The sequence below is a fragment of the Pseudomonas sp. TE9122 genome (assembly GCF_056278925.1).
Map to the genome: position 1 here is coordinate 4,167,796 of NZ_JBWBQI010000001.1, position 21,095 is coordinate 4,188,890.

The window sequence follows — 21,095 nt, forward strand, 5'->3', positions numbered from 1 at the left end:
TCATCTCCTCAGTAGTTACTCAGCCATGATCAAAACCGGCTACCGACCTCTTCCATAAAAGTGCAAGCATTCCCACCCCGACCGCCAACCACAACGTTACCAGCCGTAACAAAACCGTCGCCGCGATCGCATCTGCCAACCCGACTCCGCCTGAAACCAGCAGCGCTAGCATCGCTGCTTCGGCACTGCCCAAACCGCCCGGCATGAAACTCAGAGCCCCCGCCAACATGGCCACCGCATAAATAAAGATCGCCAACGTTAGGCCCACGTCCGCGCCCATCGCCTGCAAAATCCAGTAAAACGCCAATGCTTCAAGCCCCCAGGCCAGCAGGCTCAATAGCGTTGCGCCCATGAAGCGACGAGGGGAATGACAGCGGCGCGACTGACGCAATACCTGAACGGCATGCCCCAGCAACCGCGAGAATCTGTCGTGCCGTTGCTCAGTGCGACGATAAATCGCGCTGACAAGGCTTGGCGAAAACATCATCGATGTACCGCATACCAAGAGGACGAAACTGGCAATGATCATCGACAACCATTCCGGATGCGCGCTCAAGCCGAACAACGCCAGGCCCGTCATCGCCAGCAGGTCCGCAAGCCGCTCACTGAACAGCGCGGCAAAGCTCTGTGCGTAAGGCACCTCCAAACGTTTGAGCAAAACACCGCGCAACGCCTCCCCGGCCTTGCCGGGAGTCGTCGTCAGGGCGAATCCGGCCAGGTAGATGTTCAAGCTCGGCCGCCAAGGCAACCGGTGACCCAAGGCAGACAGATAACCCTGCCAACGCAAAAAACGCAGACCGTATCCAAGCAAAACCACGCAGACGATTTGCCCGCACTGCCACCAACCCACTCGACTGACCGCCGCGCTCACCGCCGACCACCCACCCCACAGGGAAACAGCGAGATAAGCGAGGGCGGAGCAAATCACCGAGCCAATCAAAACGCGGTAACGCACACCCGGATAACCTCAGTGTCTGATTCACAGGTTCAGCCTCTTGAACAGCGGCTGCGGCATCACCCGAATCAGCCACATGATCACCGCCCAAAAGCCGGGCACATACAGCACCGCCACCTGTCGATTGATCCCTCTGACTATTCGCCGGGCAACCGTATCCGGTTGCGCTACAAGCACGGAGGGCAGCGCCAACCCTCGCGTCATGGGCGTGTCGACTAACCCAGGCTTTATCGTGATCACATGCACACCCGCTTTGAACAAGCGTACCCGCAAGCCTTCGCAGAACGTGGAAACGGCCGCCTTTGCCGCGCCGTACAGGTAATTGGAAGGTCGTCCTCGATCCCCGGCAACCGAGGAAATGACCGCCAGCGTGCCGTGCTGCTGGACAACCATGCGATTTGCCAACAGCGTCAACAGCGCGATCATTGAACTGCCGTTATTGGCGAACTGCTCCATGGCCTGTTCAACGTGTTGTTCGCACGCGTACTGATCTGGCAGCGAGCCATAGGCAATCAGACAGATATCCACCGTCTGCAACGTCGCCAGGCATTTCTCGTACATGACCGGATGTGCCGCGATATCACTGGCGTCCATGACGTACGTGGTCACGGCTCTGGCACCTCGAACCTGAAGATCGACGCTGGTTTGCTGGAGTTTTTGCGCATCCCTGCCGACCAGGAACAATTCGCTGCGATCAGCCGCCCACAATCGTGCGCAAGCGCAGGCAATCGCCGAGGTGGCGCCCACAATCAGTATTTTTTTCATCGAGTGACTCGCTGCCAGAAACGGGACATCAGGGTCGGATCGCGCATCGCTTCCAACTGCTCCCAAGCGGGATAGGCCTGGCGAAAATCGCTGCCGCTCATGTGAGCGTCCTTGGCCGGATACAAGCGCCCCCCGGCTTCACGGACGATGGCATCGAGACGCGACAGAAGTTTTCTCGTCAGTTCATCGTTCTGTGGAAAGTCCAGCGCCAATGAAGTACCGGGCATAGGAAAGGAAAGCCATCCCGGCGAAGGAATGTCGCCACAACGCTTGAGCACCGCGAGGAAGGAGCCACTGCCGCTACGCGCAATCGACTTGAGTAATTCGGCCAGTGCCACGGCTGCAACCGAGGCCGGCAATACGCACTGAAATTGCTGGAAACCTCTGCGTCCGTAGATGCGATTCCAGTTTTCGATACGGTCCAACGGATAGAAGAACGAGCTGTAGGCAACCTTTTGATGTTGTCCGTTCGTTGGCTGCCGTTTCCAGTAGTGATAGTTGAACAGTTTCAAGGTGAGCGAATTGATTAGCGATACCGGAGGGCGGATCGGGACAGACAGAGAACGTGGTGCAGCGACCTCAAGGGGCCCCGCCTCGCAATGATCCCCAGCCGTGTAGCATCCGCGCCCTAGCGCATTGCCCTTGGCCAGGCAATCGATCCACGCGACGCTGTATTCATGCCGCGCATCCATGTCGGCCGACAGGGCAAAAAAGTCATCCAGACAGTCAAAACGCACCCGTGTGCTGTCGATCAGGCTGGACTGGATTTTGCGCAGACGAATGCGCACCCAGGTAATCACGCCCGTCAGGCCGAGCCCGCCGATGGTGGCGGCAAACCACTGTGGGTTTAGCGTCGCCGAGCACACCATCGGCGATTGCATGGAACGGTGCAGCCCGAAACACACCAGCGAATGGGCAAACGTGCCGCAGCGATGGTGATTTTTCCCGTGGACGTCATTGGCCACCGCCCCACCCAGCGTTACATGCCGCGTACCGGGTGTGACGGGCAAAAACCAGCCACGGGGAATGGCGAGTTGTAAAATCTCGCCCAGTGTCACGCCGGCTTCAGCGCAGATCTCACCCTTTTCCCAGTCGCCTTCAATGAAGCGCTTCAGGGGACGTAATTGCAGCACGTGATCGCTTGCGGCCATGCAGCTATCGCCATAGCTGCGGCCATTGCCAAACGGCAAAGTTGTCCCGTGTGATTCGATCAACTGCTGCCACTGCGGTCCGATATCCGCTTGCCAGTGACAGGGACGACCGCTCTGCGGGGCATGGGGATAGTTTCCCCAGGAAGCCAGCGAGGCCGTCATGCCGCCACCCAGAAAATCAGACAGAACACTGTTCCCATCACCAGACTCAAGCGATCACGCAGTGCGAAAACCACCGGATCCTCATTCATGCGGCCGCGATGCGTCAGCAGCCAGATACGAGTGATCCAGAACAGCATCAATGGGCAGGCAAACCAGAGCCATCGGGGATATGCATACAACTCGGTAGTTGCGCTGTCATGGATGTAAAGCGCCAGCACCAGGACAGCGAGATAACCGGATGCGGCCCCCAAAGAGGAGAGCATTGCCAGGTCCGCAGGAAAGTAGTCGCGGCCGCCGGTCTTACCGGTGATGCCGCCGTGCAGCGCCAGCAACAGCTCGGCATAGCGCTTGACCAGCGCGAGGCTCAAAAACATGAACATGGAAAAAGCCAGCATCCACCCCGTCAGGTCGAGCCCGAAAGCGGCGCCACCGGCAATGATGCGCAAGGTGTAAAGCAGCGCCAAAGCGATGACATCCAGCGCCATCAACCTCTTGAGCACCAGCGAATACACCAGCGTCAGGCCGTAATAGCAGGCCAGCACGGCAATGAATGGGTGAGGCAGCCACAACCACGCGCCGATGAACGACACTGACAACAGCAGGGGGAAAATCAGCAGACCGGACTGGATGGATAACGAACCATTGGCGAAGGGTCGATTGCGTTTGCTCGGGTGCCTGCGATCATCGTTCAGGTCGAGCAAGTCGTTCAGAAGATAGACGCTGGATGCACACAAGCCGAAAAGCATGAAGGCCAGCAAGCCGCGCCCCAATAAAAGCGGGTTGGCCACTTGATGCGCTGCAAGCAGGGGAACGAAAATCAGCACATTCTTCATCCATTGATGAATGCGCAAGGCTTTGTACAAACTTCTGAAATACGTAACGCGAGAGTGAACCACCTGGGCTACGTTATCCAGATGCCGGGCGGCACGTTGGACGCCCGCTAGCGGATTGACGATATAAGCTTGCCTGGCCGACCGCCAGATCGGCAGATCGTCCAGCGAATTGCCGATGTAATCGAAACTTTTCTCCCCATATAACGCCACCAGCGCATCACGTTTGTTCGTTCCCGAAAGGTTCTGCTCGAGGGTTGAACCCAGAACGTCATCAAACACCTGCAGATGCTCGGCGATCCGCACTGCCAATGTGTAATGACTGGCTGTGGCGAGAACAATTTTCCGACCGGCGTTGCGCTGTTCCTCGATCATCCGGAGTACGTCGGGATCATAGGGCAAAGTCGCGAGATCGACGTCCGATGTCATTGCCAGTCGATCTTTCAGATACGCCTTGCCGTGCCAGAGCCAGGGAAAGAGTTTCAGGCAGTGCAATGGTTTGCTGCGGACAAAGGACATCACGCATTCGAACAGCAGATCAGATTTGACGAGGGTACCGTCCAGATCAACTACGAAGGGCATTGAAGCAGCGCAGGACGCTGACATCGGCAGTACGTCAGGCGGAGAGACGTTCATGCCCGTCGCCCTGGAAAAAGGACAAAGCGGAAAACGCAGTACCCTAAAACAATATTCACCAGCGAAAACGAAGCGACCGTCACAAGCCCCGACAAGCGCCAGACATCCCCAATGACACCCACGCCAAAACTCACGCCGCCCATCAGGCCGATGAACATCAGATAGGGAAATACCGGCGTTTCCCTTTCAAAGATATAAAGCATGTTCAGATAGAAAGAGAGCGCAGCAGCTACGCAGAACGCCGCAAAGTTGCTGGCCGCCTGACTCAGGGCGGCCGCCTGACAGAGCACGAAAAATATCTGCCAATGGATGAGCGCATCGGCCACTCCGATGGCGGTGGTTGCAGAGAATCCTTTCATGGTGAGGGCCAGCCGCTGCCAGAGGACGGACCTCCAAACTAGGCCAGAGCTTGAAGACGGTCTACTGTCAGAAATTACAGGTCGAGGGCTTTATCCGACCAGCGGTCATCTTGTCGTACTCACGTGTCAATAGCTCTTCCCGTGCGATTTTAAGGCGTTGACCGTTAATCGCCTTGCCCATAAAACCCAAAAGCCCCGATCTCTCGATCAGGGCTTCGTTGTTTACGCACTTAAGGTTCAAGAAACCGAACGCACCGAACCTTGCGTCACTTGCGTCGGCTGCAACTTGAACACGTAAAACAACACCGTCAGCAGCACAAGAAACGCCGGTCCCACATACAGCGCCACGCGGGTGTCCGGGAAGTACGCCATCAGGCCGACCACCAGTACCAGAAACGCCAGCGCGAAGTACGAGCTGACCGGGTACAGCCACATCTTGTACTTGAGCCCGGCACGTTCGCTGGCGCTCAGGCCTTTGCGGAATTTCAGCTGGGCGAGGAGGATCATCACCCAGGTCCAGATCGCACCGAAGGTGGCGATCGAGGTGACCCAGACGAAGACTTTTTCCGGTACCAGATAGTTGAGCATTACGCCCAGCAGCAACACCGCGATCGACAGCAGCAGTGCCCGGCGTGGCACACCGTTGTTCGAGGTCTTGGCGAAGCCCGCCGGGGCCTGACCGTTCTGCGCCAGGCTGTAGAGCATGCGCCCGGTGCTGAAGATGCCGCCGTTGCACGACGACAGCGCCGCAGTAATCACCACGAAATTGATGATGCCGGCGGCGGTCTTGATGCCCAGACGCTCGAAGGTCATCACGAACGGGCTGCCCTGGGTGCCGATTTCATTCCACGGGTAGATCGACAGGATGACAAACAGCGCGCCGACGTAGAACAGCAGGATCCGCCAGAACACCGAGCCGATCGCATCGGGAATGGTCTTCTGTGGGTTTTTCGCTTCGCCGGCGGTGAGGCCGATCATCTCGACGCCGAGGTAGGCGAACATGACCATTTGCAGTGACATCAGCACACCGGTCACGCCGTTGGGCATGAAACCGCCGTGCGCCCACAGGTTGGAAATGCCCAGCGCCACGCCATCGTTACCGAAACCGAAGGCGATGATGCCGACGCCGCCAATGACCATGGCGATGATGGTGACGATCTTGATCAGGGCGAACCAGAATTCGAATTCGCCGAAGGCTTTGACTGCGATCAGGTTGATCGAGCCCATGCTGATCAGCGCTGCCAAGGCCCAGATCCAGCGCGGCACATCGGGGAACCAGATGCCCATGTACACGGCCACGGCGGTGATTTCCGCGACGCAGGTCACCAGCCACAGAAACCAGTAGTTCCAGCCGGTGAGAAAGCCGGCCAGCGGACCGAGATAATCCTGCGCGTAGCGGCTGAACGAACCGGCCACCGGGTTATGCACGGCCATTTCACCGAGGGCGCGCATGATCACCAGGATCGCCAGACCGCCAAGGATGTAAGAGAGCATGATCGCCGGCCCGGCCATCTGGATGGCTTTGGCCGAACCGAGAAACAGACCGACGCCGATACAGGCACCGAGCGCCATCAGGCGGATATGCCGTTCGCCGAGTTCACGTTTGAGCGGACCGCCCGAAGCGGTGTCGCCGTGCGGCAGAGGATTGCCAACTGGCATAGGGGTACAACCTCGTCTTGTTATTGGATATGACCACCGGGTTTCGAAGCATCGGCCGATAGGCCTTGGCTGGGCAGGAAACCGCGTCGGCTTCGTGGGCAGACGCGTCTTGCAGGGCAGGCCTGAAAGATCAGCGGGGCGTGCAGTATAAAAAGCTCAGGGCAGGATTTTTCACTCTAAAAGTCACAACATTCAGCGACAACTCTCGGCAATAGTGGGTTCTGCGGAGAGGCATTACCTGCATTACGTAGGAAAAGTCGCCACTGAAAAAGCCGCGAAGTATTGCACAGCCTTGGTGCAGCGTCATGTTCCAGCCCCGGTGCATTTGATTCACCGCGCGATGTCTCCCCTCGCGCTTGATCACGGATAAATCGCCCGGCGGATTCAGAAATTTCGCTCAACAGTTGCAGCGCCGACCGGGGCGGCCAACCACTAACCTTTGAAAAAGTCAGGAGCATATGCAAGGAAGCTCACATGCCAGTTCGTCCCAATTCCCACCGTTTGCGCCAAGGTCGTTTCTCGGAAAACGGTCGTGCCTACTTCATCACCTCTGTCATCCACGAACGCCAGCCTGTATTTGCAGATTGGCGGACAGGCCGATTACTGGTTGCAGAACTGCGCCGGGCTCATGAGCAAGGAGTCGCGCAGTCCATCGCCTGGGTTGTCATGCCTGACCACTTTCATTGGCTGATGCAATTGCAACGCGGCTCACTTGGTGAAGTCATTGGCGGTGTAAAGGCTCGCTGTACGCATGCGGTTAACAGAAACACCGGACGTCACGGACCGCTGTGGCAAACCGGCTACCATGACCGAGCGATCCGTGACGGCGAGGACCTGGAGCCCATCGCCCGCTATATCATCAATAATCCCTTGCGAGCCGGGCTGGTCGATAACCTCGGTGATTACCCGCTTTGGGATACCTGCTGGCTCTGAGCGCAACAGCTCTCTGGAATAAGTGCATCTATTGTGGCGAGGGGATTTATCCCCGCTCGGCTGCGCAGCAGTCGCAACTTGCTCACATGCGGTGCGCCTGTAGAAACCGTGCTGGCAGGTTTTGGGGCTGCTTTGCAGCCCAGCGGGGATAAATCCCCTCGCCACAGGGAGTCCTCGCATGACTGATAAATCTGCTAGCCACAGGGAATCCATTGCTCGCACAGACACATCATGAGGATGTGAACAGCATCCTTGTGGCGAGGGGATTTATCCCCGCTCGGCTGCGTAGCAGGCGCAACTTGCTCACATGCGGTGTGCCTGTAGAAACCGTGCTGGCAGGTTTTGGGGCTGCTTTGCAGCCCAGCGGGGATAAATCCCCTCGCCACAGGGAGTCCCCGCATGACTGATAAATCGGCTAGCCACAGGGAGTCCATCACTCGCACAGACACATCATGAGGATGTGAACAGCATCCTTGTGGCGAGGGGATTCATCCCCGCTCGGCTGCGTAGCAGTCGCAACTTGCTCACATGCGGTACGCCTGTAGAAACCGTGCTGGCAGGTTTTGGGGTTGCTTTGCAGCCCAACGGGGATAAATCCCCTTGCCACAGGGAGTCCCTGCAAGACTGATAGATCTGCTAGCCACAGGGAGTCCATCGCTCGCACAGACACATCATGGGGATGTGAGCAGCCTTTTTGTGGCGAGGGGATTTATCCCCGCTCGGCTGCGCAGCAGGCGCAATTTGCTCACATGCGGTGGGCCTGTAGAAACCGTGCTGGCAGGTTTTGGGGCTGCTTTGCAGCCCAGCGGGGATAAATCCCCTCGCCACAGGGAGTCCTCGCATGACTGATAAATCTGCTAGCCACAGGGAATCCATTGCTCGCACAGACACATCATGAGGATGTGAACAGCATCCTTGTGGCGAGGGGATTTATCCCCGCTCGGCTGCGTAGCAGGCGCAACTTGCTCACATGCGGTGCGCCTGTAGAAACCGTGCTGGCAGGTTTTGGGGTTGCTTCGCAGCCCAGCGGGGATAAATCCCCTCGCCACAGGGAGTCCCCGCATGACTGATAAATCGGCTAGCCAACTGAATCCATGCCCACACAGACACATCATGAGGATGTGAACAGCATCCTTGTGGCGAGGGGATTTATCCCCGCTCGGCTGCGTAGCAGGCGCAACTTGCTCAGACTCGGTGTGCCTGTAGAAACCGTGCTGGCAGGTTTTGGGGTTGCTTCGCAGCCCAACGGGGATAAATCCCCTCGCCACAGGGAGTCCCTGCATGACTGATAAATCGGCTAGCCAACTGAATCCATGCCCACACAGACACATCATGAGGATGTGAGCAGCATCCTTGTGGCGAGGGGATTTATCCCCGCTCGGCTGCGTAGCAGGCGCAATTTGCTCACATGCGGTGGGCCTGTAGAAACTGTGGTGGCAGGTTTTGGGGCTGCTTTGCAGCCCAGCGGGGATGAATCCCCTCGCCACAGGGAGTCCCTGCAAGACTGATAAATCGGCTAGCCACAGGGAGTCCATCGCTCGCACAGACACATCATGGGGATGTGAACAGCATCCTTGTGGCGAGGGGATTTATCCCCGCTCGGCTGCGCAGCAGTCGCAACTTGCTCACATGCGCTGTGCCTGTAGAAAGCGTGCGGGCAGGTTTTGGGGCTGTTTTGCAGCCCAGCGGGGATGAATCCCCTCGCCACAGGGAGTCCCTGCAAGACTGACAAATCTGCTAGCCACAGGGAGTCCATCGCTCGCACAGACACATCATGGGGATGTGAACAGCATCCTTGTGGCGAGGGGATTTATCCCCGCTCGGCTGCGTAGCAGGCGCAACTTGCTCACATGCGGTGTGCCTGTAGAAACCGTGGCGGCAGGTTTTGGGGCTGCTTTGCAGCCCAGCGGGGATAAATCCCCTCGCCACAGGGAGTTCCTGCATGGCTGATAAATCGGCTAGCCGCCTGAATTCCTCACACTGACAACATCCCGGCATGTGAACAGCCTCTTTGTGGCGAGGGGATTTATCCCCGCTCGGCTGCGCAGCAGGCGCAACTTGCTCAGACTCGGTGTGCCTGTAGAAACTGTGGTGGCAGGTTTTGGGGCTGCTTTGCAGCCCAGCGGGGATGAATCCCCTCGCCACAGGGAGTTCCTGCATGGCTGATAAATCGGCTAGCCGCCTGAATTCCTCACACTGACAACATCCCGGCATGTGAACAGCCTCTTTGTGGCGAGGGGATTTATCCCCGCTCGGCTGCGCAGCAGTCGCAACTTCCTCAGACTCGGTGTGCCTGTAGAAACCGTGCTGGCAGGTTTTGGGGCTGCTTCGCGGCCCAGCGGGGATAAATCCCCTCGCCACAGGGAGTCCCCGCATGACTGATAAATCGGCTAGCCGCCTGAATCCCTCACACTGACAACATCCCGGCATGTGAACAGCCTTTTTGTGGCGAGGGGATTTATCCCCGCTCGGCTGCGTAGCAGGCGCAACTTCCTCAGACTCGGTGTGCCTGTAGGAACCGTGCTGGCAGGTTTTGGGGCTGCTTCGCGGCCCAGCGGGGATAAATCCCCTCGCCACAGTGTGTGTTCCAGTTATTCAGACAAGCCGTCTCCTCCGCTCTGCACATTTTCTTCACCGGCTCCAACCACCGTCTAAGCTTCAGACAAGTCCGATCAATCTGCGTGAATGGATCAGTCGACTATGGGCGCTTTGTGGCAAACCGATTCGAGTAAAACCGTGGTTCAGACTGAACGTGTGAATGAAGCGCCTGTCCCTGAAAAACCCCGTCGTCAGCGGCACGGGTGGAAGGCTTTCTGGTTGCTGTTTTTGATCATTGCGGTGGTGGTGGGACTCGCCGCGTCCAAGGAAATGCGCACTTCGCGCTTTCAGGCGCGGGAGCTGAGCCAGTACGCCGCTTCGCTGACCTACAAACTGGAACCCGGTCCCAGCGAAGCGATTCGTTATCCGGGCAACGGCCCTTTCGATCTGCGCCTGGGTTACAGCTCTCTGGACGAATTCCTCCCGCGCCTGCTCAAGCGCAATTACGTGATCACCGAGCAGACGCGCTTCTCCCCCGCCCTGCTCGGTTACACCGACAAAGGCCTGTTCGTGCCGTATTCGGAAAAGATCCAGGCGGGGTTGTCGATCACCGACTGCCGAGGCGCGCCGCTGTATCGATACAACTATCCGCAGCAACTGTATGCCGACTTCGCGGCGATTCCGCCGGTGGTGGTCAGCAGCCTGCTGTTCATCGAAAACCGCTTTCTCCTCGACCCGAAACAGCCGCTGGCCAACCCGGCGGTGGACTGGCCGCGTTTCGGCATGGCCGCGTGGTCGCAAGTGGCGAAGTTGCTGCACCTGCCCGGGCAATCGGCCGGCGGCAGCACCCTGGCAACGCAACTGGAGAAGTATCGCCACTCACCCGATGGCCTGACCGTGTCGGGCGCGGAGAAGATCCGCCAGATGATTTCCGCCAGCGTGCGCGCCTATCAGGATGGCCCAGAGACCCTCGGTTCGCGGCAGAACATCGTGCGCGACTACCTCAACAGCGTGCCGCTCTCGGCGGTGCCCGGCCACGGTGAAGTGCACGGCATGGCCGAAGGTTTGCGGGTCTGGTACGGCAGTGATTTCAACAAGGCCAACGAGCAACTGAACAGCCCGAAGACCGACCCGCAGACCATGGCCGCCAAAGGCCTGGCCTTGCGTGAAATGCTCTCGCTGATGATCGCCCAGCGCCGCCCTTCGCATTACCTGACCAAGGGTCGCGACGAATTGGCCAGCCTCACCGACAGCCACCTGCGCCTGCTCAAGCAGAACGGCGTGATCGACAGCGCCCTCGCTGACGCTGCGCTGGCGAGCACCGTGTCGTATCGCGACTGGCAGACCCAGCCAACGATGCAGCCGATTGAAACCAACAAGGGCATCAGTGTTGCCCGCAGCCGCTTGGCGAGCATGCTCAATCGCCCGCTGTACGACCTCGATCGCCTCGACCTGTCGGCCACCAGCACCCTGCAGGGCGATCTGCAAACGCAGGCCACGGCTTATCTGAAAAAACTTGCCGACCCGGCCTACGCAGCAGAAATCGGTCTGCTCGGCGAACGCTTGCTGACACCCACCAGCACCACGCAAGTGCGTTACAGCTTCACCCTCTTCGAACTGACCCCGGACGGCTCGCGGGTGCGCGTGCAGACCGACAGCACCGATCAGCCGTTCGACATCAACGAAGGCAGCAAGCTTGAACTCGGCTCGACGGCGAAAATGCGTGTGCTGACCACGTACCTGCAAATCGTCGCCGAGCTGCACGACAAATACGGCGCGATGGGCGTGGCAGAATTGAAAAAAGTCGAAGTGCCCGATCAGGACCGCCTCAGCCGCTGGGTCATCGACTACCTGATCCAGAACAAGGATCACGACCTGTCGAAGCTGCTCGGCGCCGCGCTGGATCGCAAATACTCGGCCAGCCCCGGCGAGGCGTTTTTTACCGGCGGTGGGCTGCACAGATTCAACAACTTCCGCAAAGAGGACAACGGTCGCCTGCCGACCCTGCGCGATTCGCTGCGCGAGTCGATCAACCTGCCGTTCATTCGCCTGATGCGCGACATCGTCCGCTACACCACCTACTCAGGCCCCAACGGCGAATTGCTCAAGGATGATCGCGATCCGCGCCGTCAGGAATACCTGGCCAGTTTCGCCGACCGCGAAGGCACCTCGTTCCTGCTCAAATTCTGGAAAAAGTACAAGAACAAGGACACCCAGGCGCGCCTGGAAACCTTCCTCGACAGCATCCGCCCGACGCCGATCCGCATGGCGGCGGTGCATCGCTATCTGCTGCCGGAGGCCAGTCAGGAAGACTTCAACCGTTTCGTGCGCTCGCGACTCAAGGGCACCAAGCTCAACGAAAAACTCACCGACGACCGTCTGATCCGCCTCTACGATTCCTATGGCCCCGGCAGTTACGATTTGCCTGACCAAGGCTTCATCGCCAAGGTGCATCCGCTGGATCTGTGGATGATGGGTTACCTGCTGCATCACCCGGAAGCGACCTTCAGCGAGATCGTCAAGGCCAGCCATTTCGAGCGCCAGGAAGTCTACAGCTGGCTGTTCAAGAGCCGGCACAAGGGTGCGCGAGACAGTCGTATTCGCACCATGCTCGAGATCGAAGCGTTCCTCGACATTCATCAGCGCTGGCAGAAACTCGGCTACCCGTTCGATCACCTGGTGCCATCACTGGCCACCGCCATCGGCAGTTCCGGCGACCGTCCCGCCGCGCTCGCCGAGCTGATCGGCACCATCCTCAATGACGGCGTGCGCATGCCGACGCTGCGCATCGACAGCCTGCACTTTGCTGCCGATACGCCGTATGAAACCAGGCTGATCAACGACCCGCACGTGGGCAAACGCGTGATGCCGGTTGAAGTGGCCCGGGCCATGCGCGAGGCGCTGTCGCAAGTGGTCGACGCCGGTACCGCCAGAAGGCTGTCCGGCAGTTTCAAACTGCCCGACGGCACACCGCTGGCCATGGGCGGCAAGACCGGCACCGGCGATAACCGCATTGCGGCGATCGGGTCTGGCGGGCGGATCATCAGTTCGAAGTCGATCAACCGCACGGCGACCTTTGTGTTCTACATCGGCGACCACCATTTCGGCACCCTCACCGCGTTCGTCCCGGGGCGCTCGGCGGAGAACTTCAAGTTCACCTCGGCTCTGCCCACGCAGGTACTCAAAGGCATGGCGCCGATTCTCACGCCGTATCTGCAACCGGGCAGCGACTCACAGTGCCAACCGCCACAGGCGCCCGTGGTGGCATCGGCGCTGCACTGAGCGAACGTGGTCTGCACGTCGCGCCGAAGGCCATCGGCGCAAAAGGTGGTATTCGTGCATTGTTCCGATTCGAATTCTTGTCGCATCGCTGAGGCGATCACACGTTTGGCTCCCGATCTTTGAACTTTTGTTTTGCCCTGCCGCCGGTACGCTGATCATTCCTCAAACAATCAAGGATGATTGGCCATGTCTGACTCCCCTCAGCCTGCCGAAGCCGCCGACAAAGGCCGGCATTACGCGTTCATCGAATCGGCTGTCAGCGCGCCGTTCAAAACTGCAACGCTCAGCCGCAGCCTGGCACTCGCCGCCACGCCACTGAAGCGCGAACCCTGGTACAGCGCACCCGGTACGTATGCGAGCAGACTCGCCGCCGCCAATCTCAAGGCCTGGGACTCGCAGAACAAGGTCGATCATCTGCTGGCCAGGACCGACCTGTACGCCTTCGCCGAGCCGCTGCTCAAAGCAAGGATCAAGCAATGCCATGGCATCGAGCCGGACGTCAGGAAGACCTGGCTGCGCCTGTATATCCCCGCCAGCAGTCCCTGGTATGCAATCGACGTGGTCGACGGTTCGACGACCCGTACGGTCTCACTGCTCGATGCCGCTCTGCACAACTTTGCCGCCAACGAGACGGTCGGCGCAGGCTCGGACTACATCAGCCAGCCTGATGCGCGCGGCCACTTCGACGTCTTGCCGCTCAAAAACCAAATGCCCATCAGCCAGTTCCAGACACTGTGTCGCGACCTCGACCTGGGCGGGCAATATGCCAGGCACTTGCAGGGCTACTTGCTGCCCGGCGAAGCGCTGGCCGAGAGCCTTCTGCAATACAAGATCGGCACCAGCCTCAAAGACGCCCTCGCCGTCGCGGCGCACATCGCCTTGCTCAAGGCAGAGATCCAGTACGACACCTTCAGGATGGTGCTCGGCTTCAGCACAGAGGAAAACCCGCGCTTGCGTCTCAACAACCGTTCGATTCGCTGCAATGACCTGTCCATGCTCGGTACCCGCCTGACCGGCATTCTGTTGCTGATGCACGGCCACCCCGACAGTCGTGGGGTTCGACGCCTGATCGTCTACGTGCCGCACGATCCGGATCATCCACTCAAGGAGTACGAGTCGCTGGCGGCGTTTCGTGACGAACTGACCCGCCAGTTGCGCGAGGACCGCCTGAGCGCCTCGACCGGGCATACGTACCGGCAATTCTTCAGCCAGTTCGTCGATCAGCAGCAACGTGGGCATTTTTTTGCCGAACTCGAACAGCGGTTGTTCGTCGTCCGCCATCACGAACGCGAGCAGAGCACCGACCAGCGCCCGGTGTGGCGCAAGGACCCGGTGGAAAAGCCCAGGTTGCAGTTCACGCGCTTGCCGTTGCAGGGCGATTACTGGCGGCACGTCTATCAGCAGAAACTCAACAAGGTCATCAATGATGCGCGGCAAATCGCTGTCTCGACCGCCGATGCCGATAGCAACGCACGCTGGGCATGGTGGGACAACTTCAAGCGGATCGTCTCGGACATCTTCAACGTCGCCCTGCTGATTGCCACGCCCTTTGTGCCTGGTCTGGGCGAGGTGATGATGGCCTATACCGCCTATCAACTGACCAGCGATGTAATTGAAGGCATCGTCGATCTGGCCGAAGGCGTCTGGGAGGAAGCTGCCGGACATGTCATCAGTGTGGTGACCGATGTCATTCAACTGGCGGCGTTCGGCGCCGGCGCGCAGATTGGCGAAACGTTGCGGATAAAACTCTCACCGCAGGTCGATGCCATGCAACAGGTCAAATTGCCCGACGGCAAACCAAGCCTGTGGCATCGCGACCTCAGCCCTTATGCACGTGACGAGCTGAGCCTGGCAGCGCAATCGAAGCCCGATCGTCACGGCCTGCATCAACATGCCAGCGCCAGCGTCCTGCCGCTGGAAGGCAAGCTCTACGTGGTGGAAAAAGCCTCCGCCGATGCCACCAGCAAAACTCACCGGATCAAACATCCGAATCGAGAAAATGCCTACCAGCCAAGGATCGAACACAACGGTCACGGCGCCTGGCTGCATGAAGCAGAATCGCCAGGCGACTGGCCCGACGCCCGGCTGATGCCTCGCCTGGGCCACAGCGTCGAGCGCTTTACGCCTGTGCAACTGGAGGACATCCGGCGCAGCAGCGGCACCAGCCACGATGAACTGCGTCGCATGCACAGCGACAACAGCCCGCCACCGCCGCTGCTGGCCGACACGGTCAGGCGCGTCAGTGCATACGAGGATGTCATCGAGGCTGTGCAGAACCTGCGTAACGGCAAACCGATCGATGCCGATGCGGTATGGCTGGAGCCGATGCTGACCAGCCTGCCGGGCTGGCCGCCGCGACGCGCGCTGGAGGTTTTCGCGCGTCAGGACCTGACCGGCTACTCGCATAAATACGGCAACCCGCTGGCGTCCGAAGCCGACACGTTGCGCATCAGCCAGGCTGATCTCAACGCCGGACACTTGCCCGAGCGGGTCGCCGGGTTCCTGCGCGACGACGAGTTCAATCATCTGCTCGGCCCGATGGTCACTGCCGAGCAACGGGTCGAGGTCCTGCGCAGTCAACTGGCCGACGCACTCAATCAGCAGCGCAGCGCCGTCGCCCGCCATCTGTACCAGGCCGGGCAGCGCAACGGCCACGCCGACATTGCCGTGATCAGACAGTCGTTTCCGGATCTGCCATTGCCCTTGGCCGAGACGGTTCTGAGCCAGGCTCGCGTCGCCGAACGGCAACGCATCAGCGACGAACAGCACTTGCCGCTACGCCTGAAGAATCAGGCCCGAGAGCTGGATTTCGAGGCGTCGGCCAGTCGCGCGTACGACGGTTTTTACCGGGACGATCTGATGACTGAACAGACCGAACGCCTGGCGCTCAATACGCTGAAAATCCACACCGACACCTTTGCCGACCTGCGCATCGAAGTGTTCGACGGCAGCCCGCACGGTCCGTTGCGCTGCAATGTCGGGCCGCAGGACGCCAGTACTGTAAGGCAGCTGCTGAGGCGTGGCGAAGGCCGTTATGAAGTGCGCGACGCCAAGGGTCAGGTGCTGCATGACAGTAGCGATTTCCACGAAGCCATCCTGCGCGCCGTACCGCTCGAAACGCTGGCGAGTACCGGTTATCAGCGCGGTCAGGGCCGCGCCTTGAAACTGTGGATCATGGAACAGTGCGCCCCGCCAGCCGAACGCCGTATTGCTCTGGCGCAACCGCCGATCCGAACGGTCGCCCCCCGCGAGACGGAGATTCTTCTACGCGGCTGGCCCTGGGCGGCAAAAACCCCGGAACAGCGGCTCAGACAGTTGTACCCGAAACTCAACGACAGAGAGGTCGCGGGTTTCCTGGCGGCGCTGGAAAAAAAGGGCAACAGCGAACGCGCCATCGCCGACCTTGAGCGCGAACGCGAAGTGCTCGACAACGCCCTCGACAGCTGGCGCAGCAGTTACACCCCCGTCATTGAAGACAACGGGGAACTGATCGCGCTGCCAACGGATTTCGTCCGCGAGGGCGGCTTGTACATCGAGCAGCAGTTGAGGAAGTGCTTCAAACGCGAGAACGAACGGCCCGGCGCACGCAATCCCCATCCGGAACACGGCTATACGCTGGACCTTTCAGCCGAACTGCCGCTACCGAACCTTGAGTCATGGTGGCGCGACTTGCGACGGCGTCCCGGGATGCAGCAATACTTCGAGCGGATTACCGGACTGAACATCACCAACATTGCGCTTTCAACCACACCGGACAGCCTGCTGGCGAGTTTCCCGAATCTGCGGCAATTGAGCGCCCAACGCTGCGGTTTCAAGGAGGTGCCGGCTGCCCTCGGGAAAATGCATCAGTTGCAGACGCTGGACCTGTCGCACAACAGCATTGAACTGACCTATGACTCAAGCACGCGCCTGAGCAATCTCACCCGCTTGCACAGCCTGAATCTCAATGGCAACAACCTGCGTGTGCCGCCGGATATCGGGCGCATGGAGCAACTGGTCGAACTGAACCTGGTCAATACGCGCATTCGCGATTGGCCGGCAGGATGGCTTGAAGTCGATGGACAGATACGGCAGCGCCCGAAGGGGTTCTACCTGGACATGCGAGACAATCCGCTGGACACCCTGCCCCGGGTCGAACCCGGTAGCGATCAGGCGCGCCTGCTGGCTCGCGCACGGATCAGTGTTGCCAAATTCGACAGTGACCAGTTGCGGCGTCTTGGCGAGTATCGCCAGTCGGTAGGGTTGAGCGTCGTGCCCGGTTATTCATCCGCCGCCGCCGATGAGCTTGATTACTGGAAGTTGATGCCCGCCAATGCGGATCCGTCCCACCCTTCGGCAGCCTTCAGCCGCTACCGCGAGCAGTCCTGGCATGACCTGATGGCCGAGCCTGATTCCGCCGGCTTTTTCAGCGTGATCCGCAAGCAACGCGAATCCGCCGATTACGGGACTGACGCGGGGCGGCGGAATTTGACCGCACGGGTCTGGGACATGGTCGACGCGGCGGCGCTCGACGAACATCTGCGCAAAAAGCTCTTCGAGCAGAACGTGTCTGCACAGGATTGCGCTGATCTGGGCCAGCAGCTGTTCAATTCACTGGGGCTCAAAGTCCTGGTATCCAAGGCCTACAACGAAACGGCATCGGCCTCGCAGCTGGAAGACAGACTCGTGCGTCTGGCGCGCAGCGCGGCGCGCCTTGATCGGGTCAGCGATGAGGCCGCCATGGAGGTCAGTCGCCAGCAGCAGCAACACCTGATTGATCCGCGCCTGCCGGCCCCGGACGAAATTCAGATTCATCGGGCGTTCGAAGCGGGCCTGGGCGAGCGTCTGGATTTGCCCTGGCAAGCGGGGGGCATGCCTGTGCAGCCTCGGGCCGGGGTAAGCGAGGAAAAGCTCAACGCTGCCTACCAGAGAATCATCCAGCGCGAACAGGGGGATGGCCTGGTCAACGGCATGATCGATCTCTATACCGATCCTTTCTGGGAGGATTACCTGCGCAATACCTATCCTGACCGTTATCAGGAGAACCTGCGCCTGTACGAAGAAAAATTCCGTCAGCTCGACAGCCAGGTGTTCAGCAGCGACCGGGAGTACAGGAAGCTGGCCGACAAAATCAGCTACGAGCGCAACGAGCTATCCCGCGCCTTGAGTCGCGAAGCCCTCGACAGGGCCGGACTCTGAAACCATCACACGGCATTCGGCGAGCGTTTCAGGCTGGCCGAATCTGCCAACGGACCCTGGTCATGCTTGCGATACCCACCGCGTACGACATTCAGGCATCAGCGTCATTGCCGTTTGGCGCGCTGGCGCTAAACAACAGCACGACGTTGCCGCTGTAATGACCGGGGCGGTAGCCACCCGGCGGTTTGATGGGTTCGATTTTCAGCAGCACACGTTTACCGACAGCCGCCTCTTCTTCCGAAAGCACTTGTTGCGGAATGATGTGCGAACTCAGCACGACGTCATTGAACGTCACCCGCAGCTCAATCACTTCACCCGTTGTGCCGGTATCAAGGAATGGCTCGGTGGCCAGACGCGCCTCGATGGCGCTGCTGTCATGCCGCATGTCAAAAGATTTTTCCAGATTGCCCAAGCTGTCCGTGGCATGGTGCCAGGCCAGCACCTGCGGACGGTGAATCCAGTCCGGTTGTGCCGGAATGATGTAGAAGGGCCGGCTGGGAATGGTCAGCGACACTTCGAAGGTGTGCTCCTCCCGGGCGGCCCACGTCACTGCCGCGGTCAACGCGGCGGCGACCGCCAGCAGGGCGGCGGTGCATTGCTTGATCATGTTGGCTACCTGATGCGTGAATGGAAAACCGGCCTAGCGGCTGGCGACTTTCATGGTTTTCTTGTCGCTGCCTTCGATCAGAAAGAAGCGGTACTCACGGCCCTTTTCCTTGTTGAAGGCAAAGGATTTGCCCGCCAGCACATGGTGTTTGGTGGTCGCCCCGCAATCGCTTTCCTTGCTCAGCGAACAGCTCTTGAACTCATCGACGATCACCACGGTATTGCCGTTGTTGCGCAGTTCGTAGCGACTCTCGGTTTCGTTGATCGCCGTGGCGTAACGCGCGTCTCTTGGGCGGACAAAGAAGATCGTGCCAAACCCGGTCATGACGTTGACGCCGGCCGACAACGACTTTTTGTAATCCTCCCGCTCTTCACCGGTGACGACAAAATCGTCTTCCTTTTCCGGCACCACGGGCACGAAGCGCACGCGGAAATAGCGTTCTCGATCCCGTTCGCCCATGTACAGCAAGCGTGTGCCCTGCATGCCTTGCGCCGGGACGATCAGCCGCGCCGGGCTAGCCATCAGGCCGTTGCGCGAGGCGCCATCGGCGGCGTTCTCGACAGCAATTTCCTTGGGCGTGCCGGCGTCGTCGTAAACGATTTCGAGCACATTGATCTTGACGAATGCGGTGGCGTCGCCGCTGTTGAAAACCCGTTTGAGATAGGTGCTCTTGTCGGCTTCCAGATAGTCGTAAACGGTGCCGACATTGATCTGCGGCCCGGCCTGCGCCGTCAGGCAAAAAACGCTGAGCAGGCCCAGCAAAAGACCACGGTTCATCGTGTTGAACTCCATGAACGTTGAGTGAAAGCGGACCGGGACGCTCATACTTCCGAATCCCAGATAATGGTGACGTTGCCGCGCAAACGGTCGTTCTTGCCCGGCCTGAGCAGGAAATCGATTTCTCTCGAGTCCATGTCGAAATGCAGATAGCCAGGCTTGCGCTCGACATACATTCCAGGCTGAAAAGGCGCTGACCAGCGATTGAAATCCAGGGGGATCCGGTTGACCTGACCGCCGCCGGGGCCAATGATGCCCGGCGGCAGACTCATCCTGACTTGAACCCGAGAGCTATCGCCCTTCGGGCTACCCAGGTTGCAGACATTTCCGCCTTGGGAATTGCACAACAACATGACCTTGAAACGCGAAGAGGCCGAAATGTAGAAGACCTGGTCGGCAAATATCCGCGTGGGTTTGCGTCCGCTGTTGATCCATGGCTCCCAGCCACCTACGGGCTCAAGCGTGACCCGAGTGCCGCCGGGGGGCAGGTCGACCTTGAGGGTGTGTTGCACGTCGAGGACGAAATCCAGGGTCAGCGTGGGGTCGTCGGGCTGCAGCAAGAGGCCGCCCAGAACAAAATCGCGGCCGCCTCCCAAGGTGTAAGTAACCGAGCCGGTATATTGCCCGGTAGACATGCCCAACGGATTGGGAGTCCTTAATTCATAAGCAAAATCCATCTTGTCGAAAGCTATTGACGGGAGACGGTAAGCGACATTTTTGGAGCAGCCAGCTTGCACCGGGGTCTTCCAGAAGAAGCGATAACTGTGCGTACCGTAGGACGCCACACCGCTGTAACGGCAGGGTTCCGGCACATAAACCCAACCGCTGGAGTCCCATAATTTGTCATGCGCTTCAGCCACGTCTGACACGCCGGTGATGCTGGTCGCGGAATCGCCCAGAATGTACGTGGAGCCGATACCGATGATGCGCACTTCGACGGTTTCGGTTTCCTGCGTTTGCATATTGGTAACTGTCAATTGTCGCCAGTCGGCCGGGGCTTTCACCAGCATCGGTTCACCGCGTGAGATGAAGCGTGTGGAGTCGAACCGTACAGGCATCTCGATGCTGAAAATGTTGTGGTCGGCGCATTGCGCCGGGTAGCTTGCGCAGTAGCCGGTGTTGGGGGTTTTGTTCACGAACAGATTCTTGCCTGGCTGCGTCGGGTCAGGCTGAAACGTCGCACGGATTTCCTGATTGAATCCATGGGCGGTGGACATGGCCAACGCCAGCGTCAGCGCGCAGCCTGCCTGGAAGATTTTCATA

At 59.4% G+C, this 21,095-nt stretch carries 12 protein-coding genes; 3 read left to right on the plus strand and 9 right to left on the minus strand.

All coding sequences use genetic code 11. The features are described 5' to 3' along the window. Positions 1–19 precede the first annotated feature (19 nt). The 6 genes from ACZ9BE_RS18730 to ACZ9BE_RS18755 form a co-directional block, all read right to left on the minus strand. Positions 20–955 (minus strand): lysylphosphatidylglycerol synthase transmembrane domain-containing protein, encoded by a 936-nt coding sequence (locus ACZ9BE_RS18730; protein WP_476249797.1) that lies wholly within the window; start codon positions 953–955, stop codon positions 20–22. A gap of 24 nt (positions 956–979) precedes the next feature. Continuing rightward, complete coding sequence (locus tag ACZ9BE_RS18735) at positions 980–1,720, minus strand: SDR family oxidoreductase (RefSeq protein WP_041479891.1); 741 nt, start codon at positions 1,718–1,720, stop codon at positions 980–982. Then, positions 1,717–3,033 carry an FAD-binding oxidoreductase gene (locus tag ACZ9BE_RS18740; protein WP_476249798.1) on the minus strand — a complete coding sequence of 439 codons (1,317 nt, stop codon included), beginning with the start codon at positions 3,031–3,033 and terminating at the stop codon, positions 1,717–1,719. The genes ACZ9BE_RS18735 and ACZ9BE_RS18740 overlap by 4 nt, the downstream gene beginning before the upstream one ends. Beyond that, entirely contained in the window at positions 3,030–4,469 is a 1,440-nt protein-coding gene (locus ACZ9BE_RS18745; protein ID WP_056790362.1) for a UbiA family prenyltransferase, read from the minus strand. The genes ACZ9BE_RS18740 and ACZ9BE_RS18745 overlap by 4 nt, the downstream gene beginning before the upstream one ends. Before the next feature lie 26 nt (positions 4,470–4,495). Continuing rightward, complete coding sequence (locus ACZ9BE_RS18750; RefSeq protein WP_095181734.1) at positions 4,496–4,858, minus strand: GtrA family protein; 363 nt, start codon at positions 4,856–4,858, stop codon at positions 4,496–4,498. A 237-nt stretch (positions 4,859–5,095) separates the two neighbouring features. Continuing rightward, positions 5,096–6,517, minus strand: a complete 1,422-nt coding sequence (locus ACZ9BE_RS18755; protein ID WP_095181733.1) for an amino acid permease — start codon at positions 6,515–6,517, stop codon at positions 5,096–5,098. Between the two features lie 474 nt (positions 6,518–6,991). Between ACZ9BE_RS18755 and ACZ9BE_RS18760 the strand changes: the two genes are divergently transcribed. The 3 genes from ACZ9BE_RS18760 (at position 6,992) to ACZ9BE_RS18770 (ending at position 18,448) form a co-directional block, all read left to right on the plus strand. Beyond that, positions 6,992–7,450, plus strand: coding sequence for an REP-associated tyrosine transposase (locus ACZ9BE_RS18760; protein ID WP_095181732.1), 459 nt, complete (start codon positions 6,992–6,994; stop codon positions 7,448–7,450). 2,700 nt (positions 7,451–10,150) lie between these two features. After that, the gene (locus ACZ9BE_RS18765) at positions 10,151–13,270 is read left to right on the plus strand and encodes a biosynthetic peptidoglycan transglycosylase (RefSeq protein ID WP_476249799.1); all 3,120 of its coding nucleotides are present in this window, start codon (positions 10,151–10,153) and stop codon (positions 13,268–13,270) included. A gap of 186 nt (positions 13,271–13,456) precedes the next feature. Beyond that, a complete protein-coding gene (locus ACZ9BE_RS18770; protein WP_476249800.1) occupies positions 13,457–18,448 on the plus strand; it encodes a dermonecrotic toxin domain-containing protein in 4,992 nt (1,663 codons plus the stop codon). 91 nt (positions 18,449–18,539) lie between these two features. Here the strand turns inward: ACZ9BE_RS18770 and ACZ9BE_RS18775 are convergent, their stop codons facing one another. From ACZ9BE_RS18775 to ACZ9BE_RS18785, 3 genes are read right to left on the minus strand one after another with little or no spacing between them, the layout of a single operon-like run. Then, the gene (locus ACZ9BE_RS18775) at positions 18,540–19,055 is read right to left on the minus strand and encodes a CS1 type fimbrial major subunit (protein ID WP_056790095.1); all 516 of its coding nucleotides are present in this window, start codon (positions 19,053–19,055) and stop codon (positions 18,540–18,542) included. A 33-nt stretch (positions 19,056–19,088) separates the two neighbouring features. Next, positions 19,089–19,832, minus strand: coding sequence for a molecular chaperone (locus ACZ9BE_RS18780; RefSeq protein WP_150638601.1), 744 nt, complete (start codon positions 19,830–19,832; stop codon positions 19,089–19,091). Between the two features lie 44 nt (positions 19,833–19,876). Further along, a complete protein-coding gene (locus ACZ9BE_RS18785) occupies positions 19,877–21,094 on the minus strand; it encodes a hypothetical protein (protein ID WP_431078189.1) in 1,218 nt (405 codons plus the stop codon). Position 21,095 lies beyond the last annotated feature (1 nt).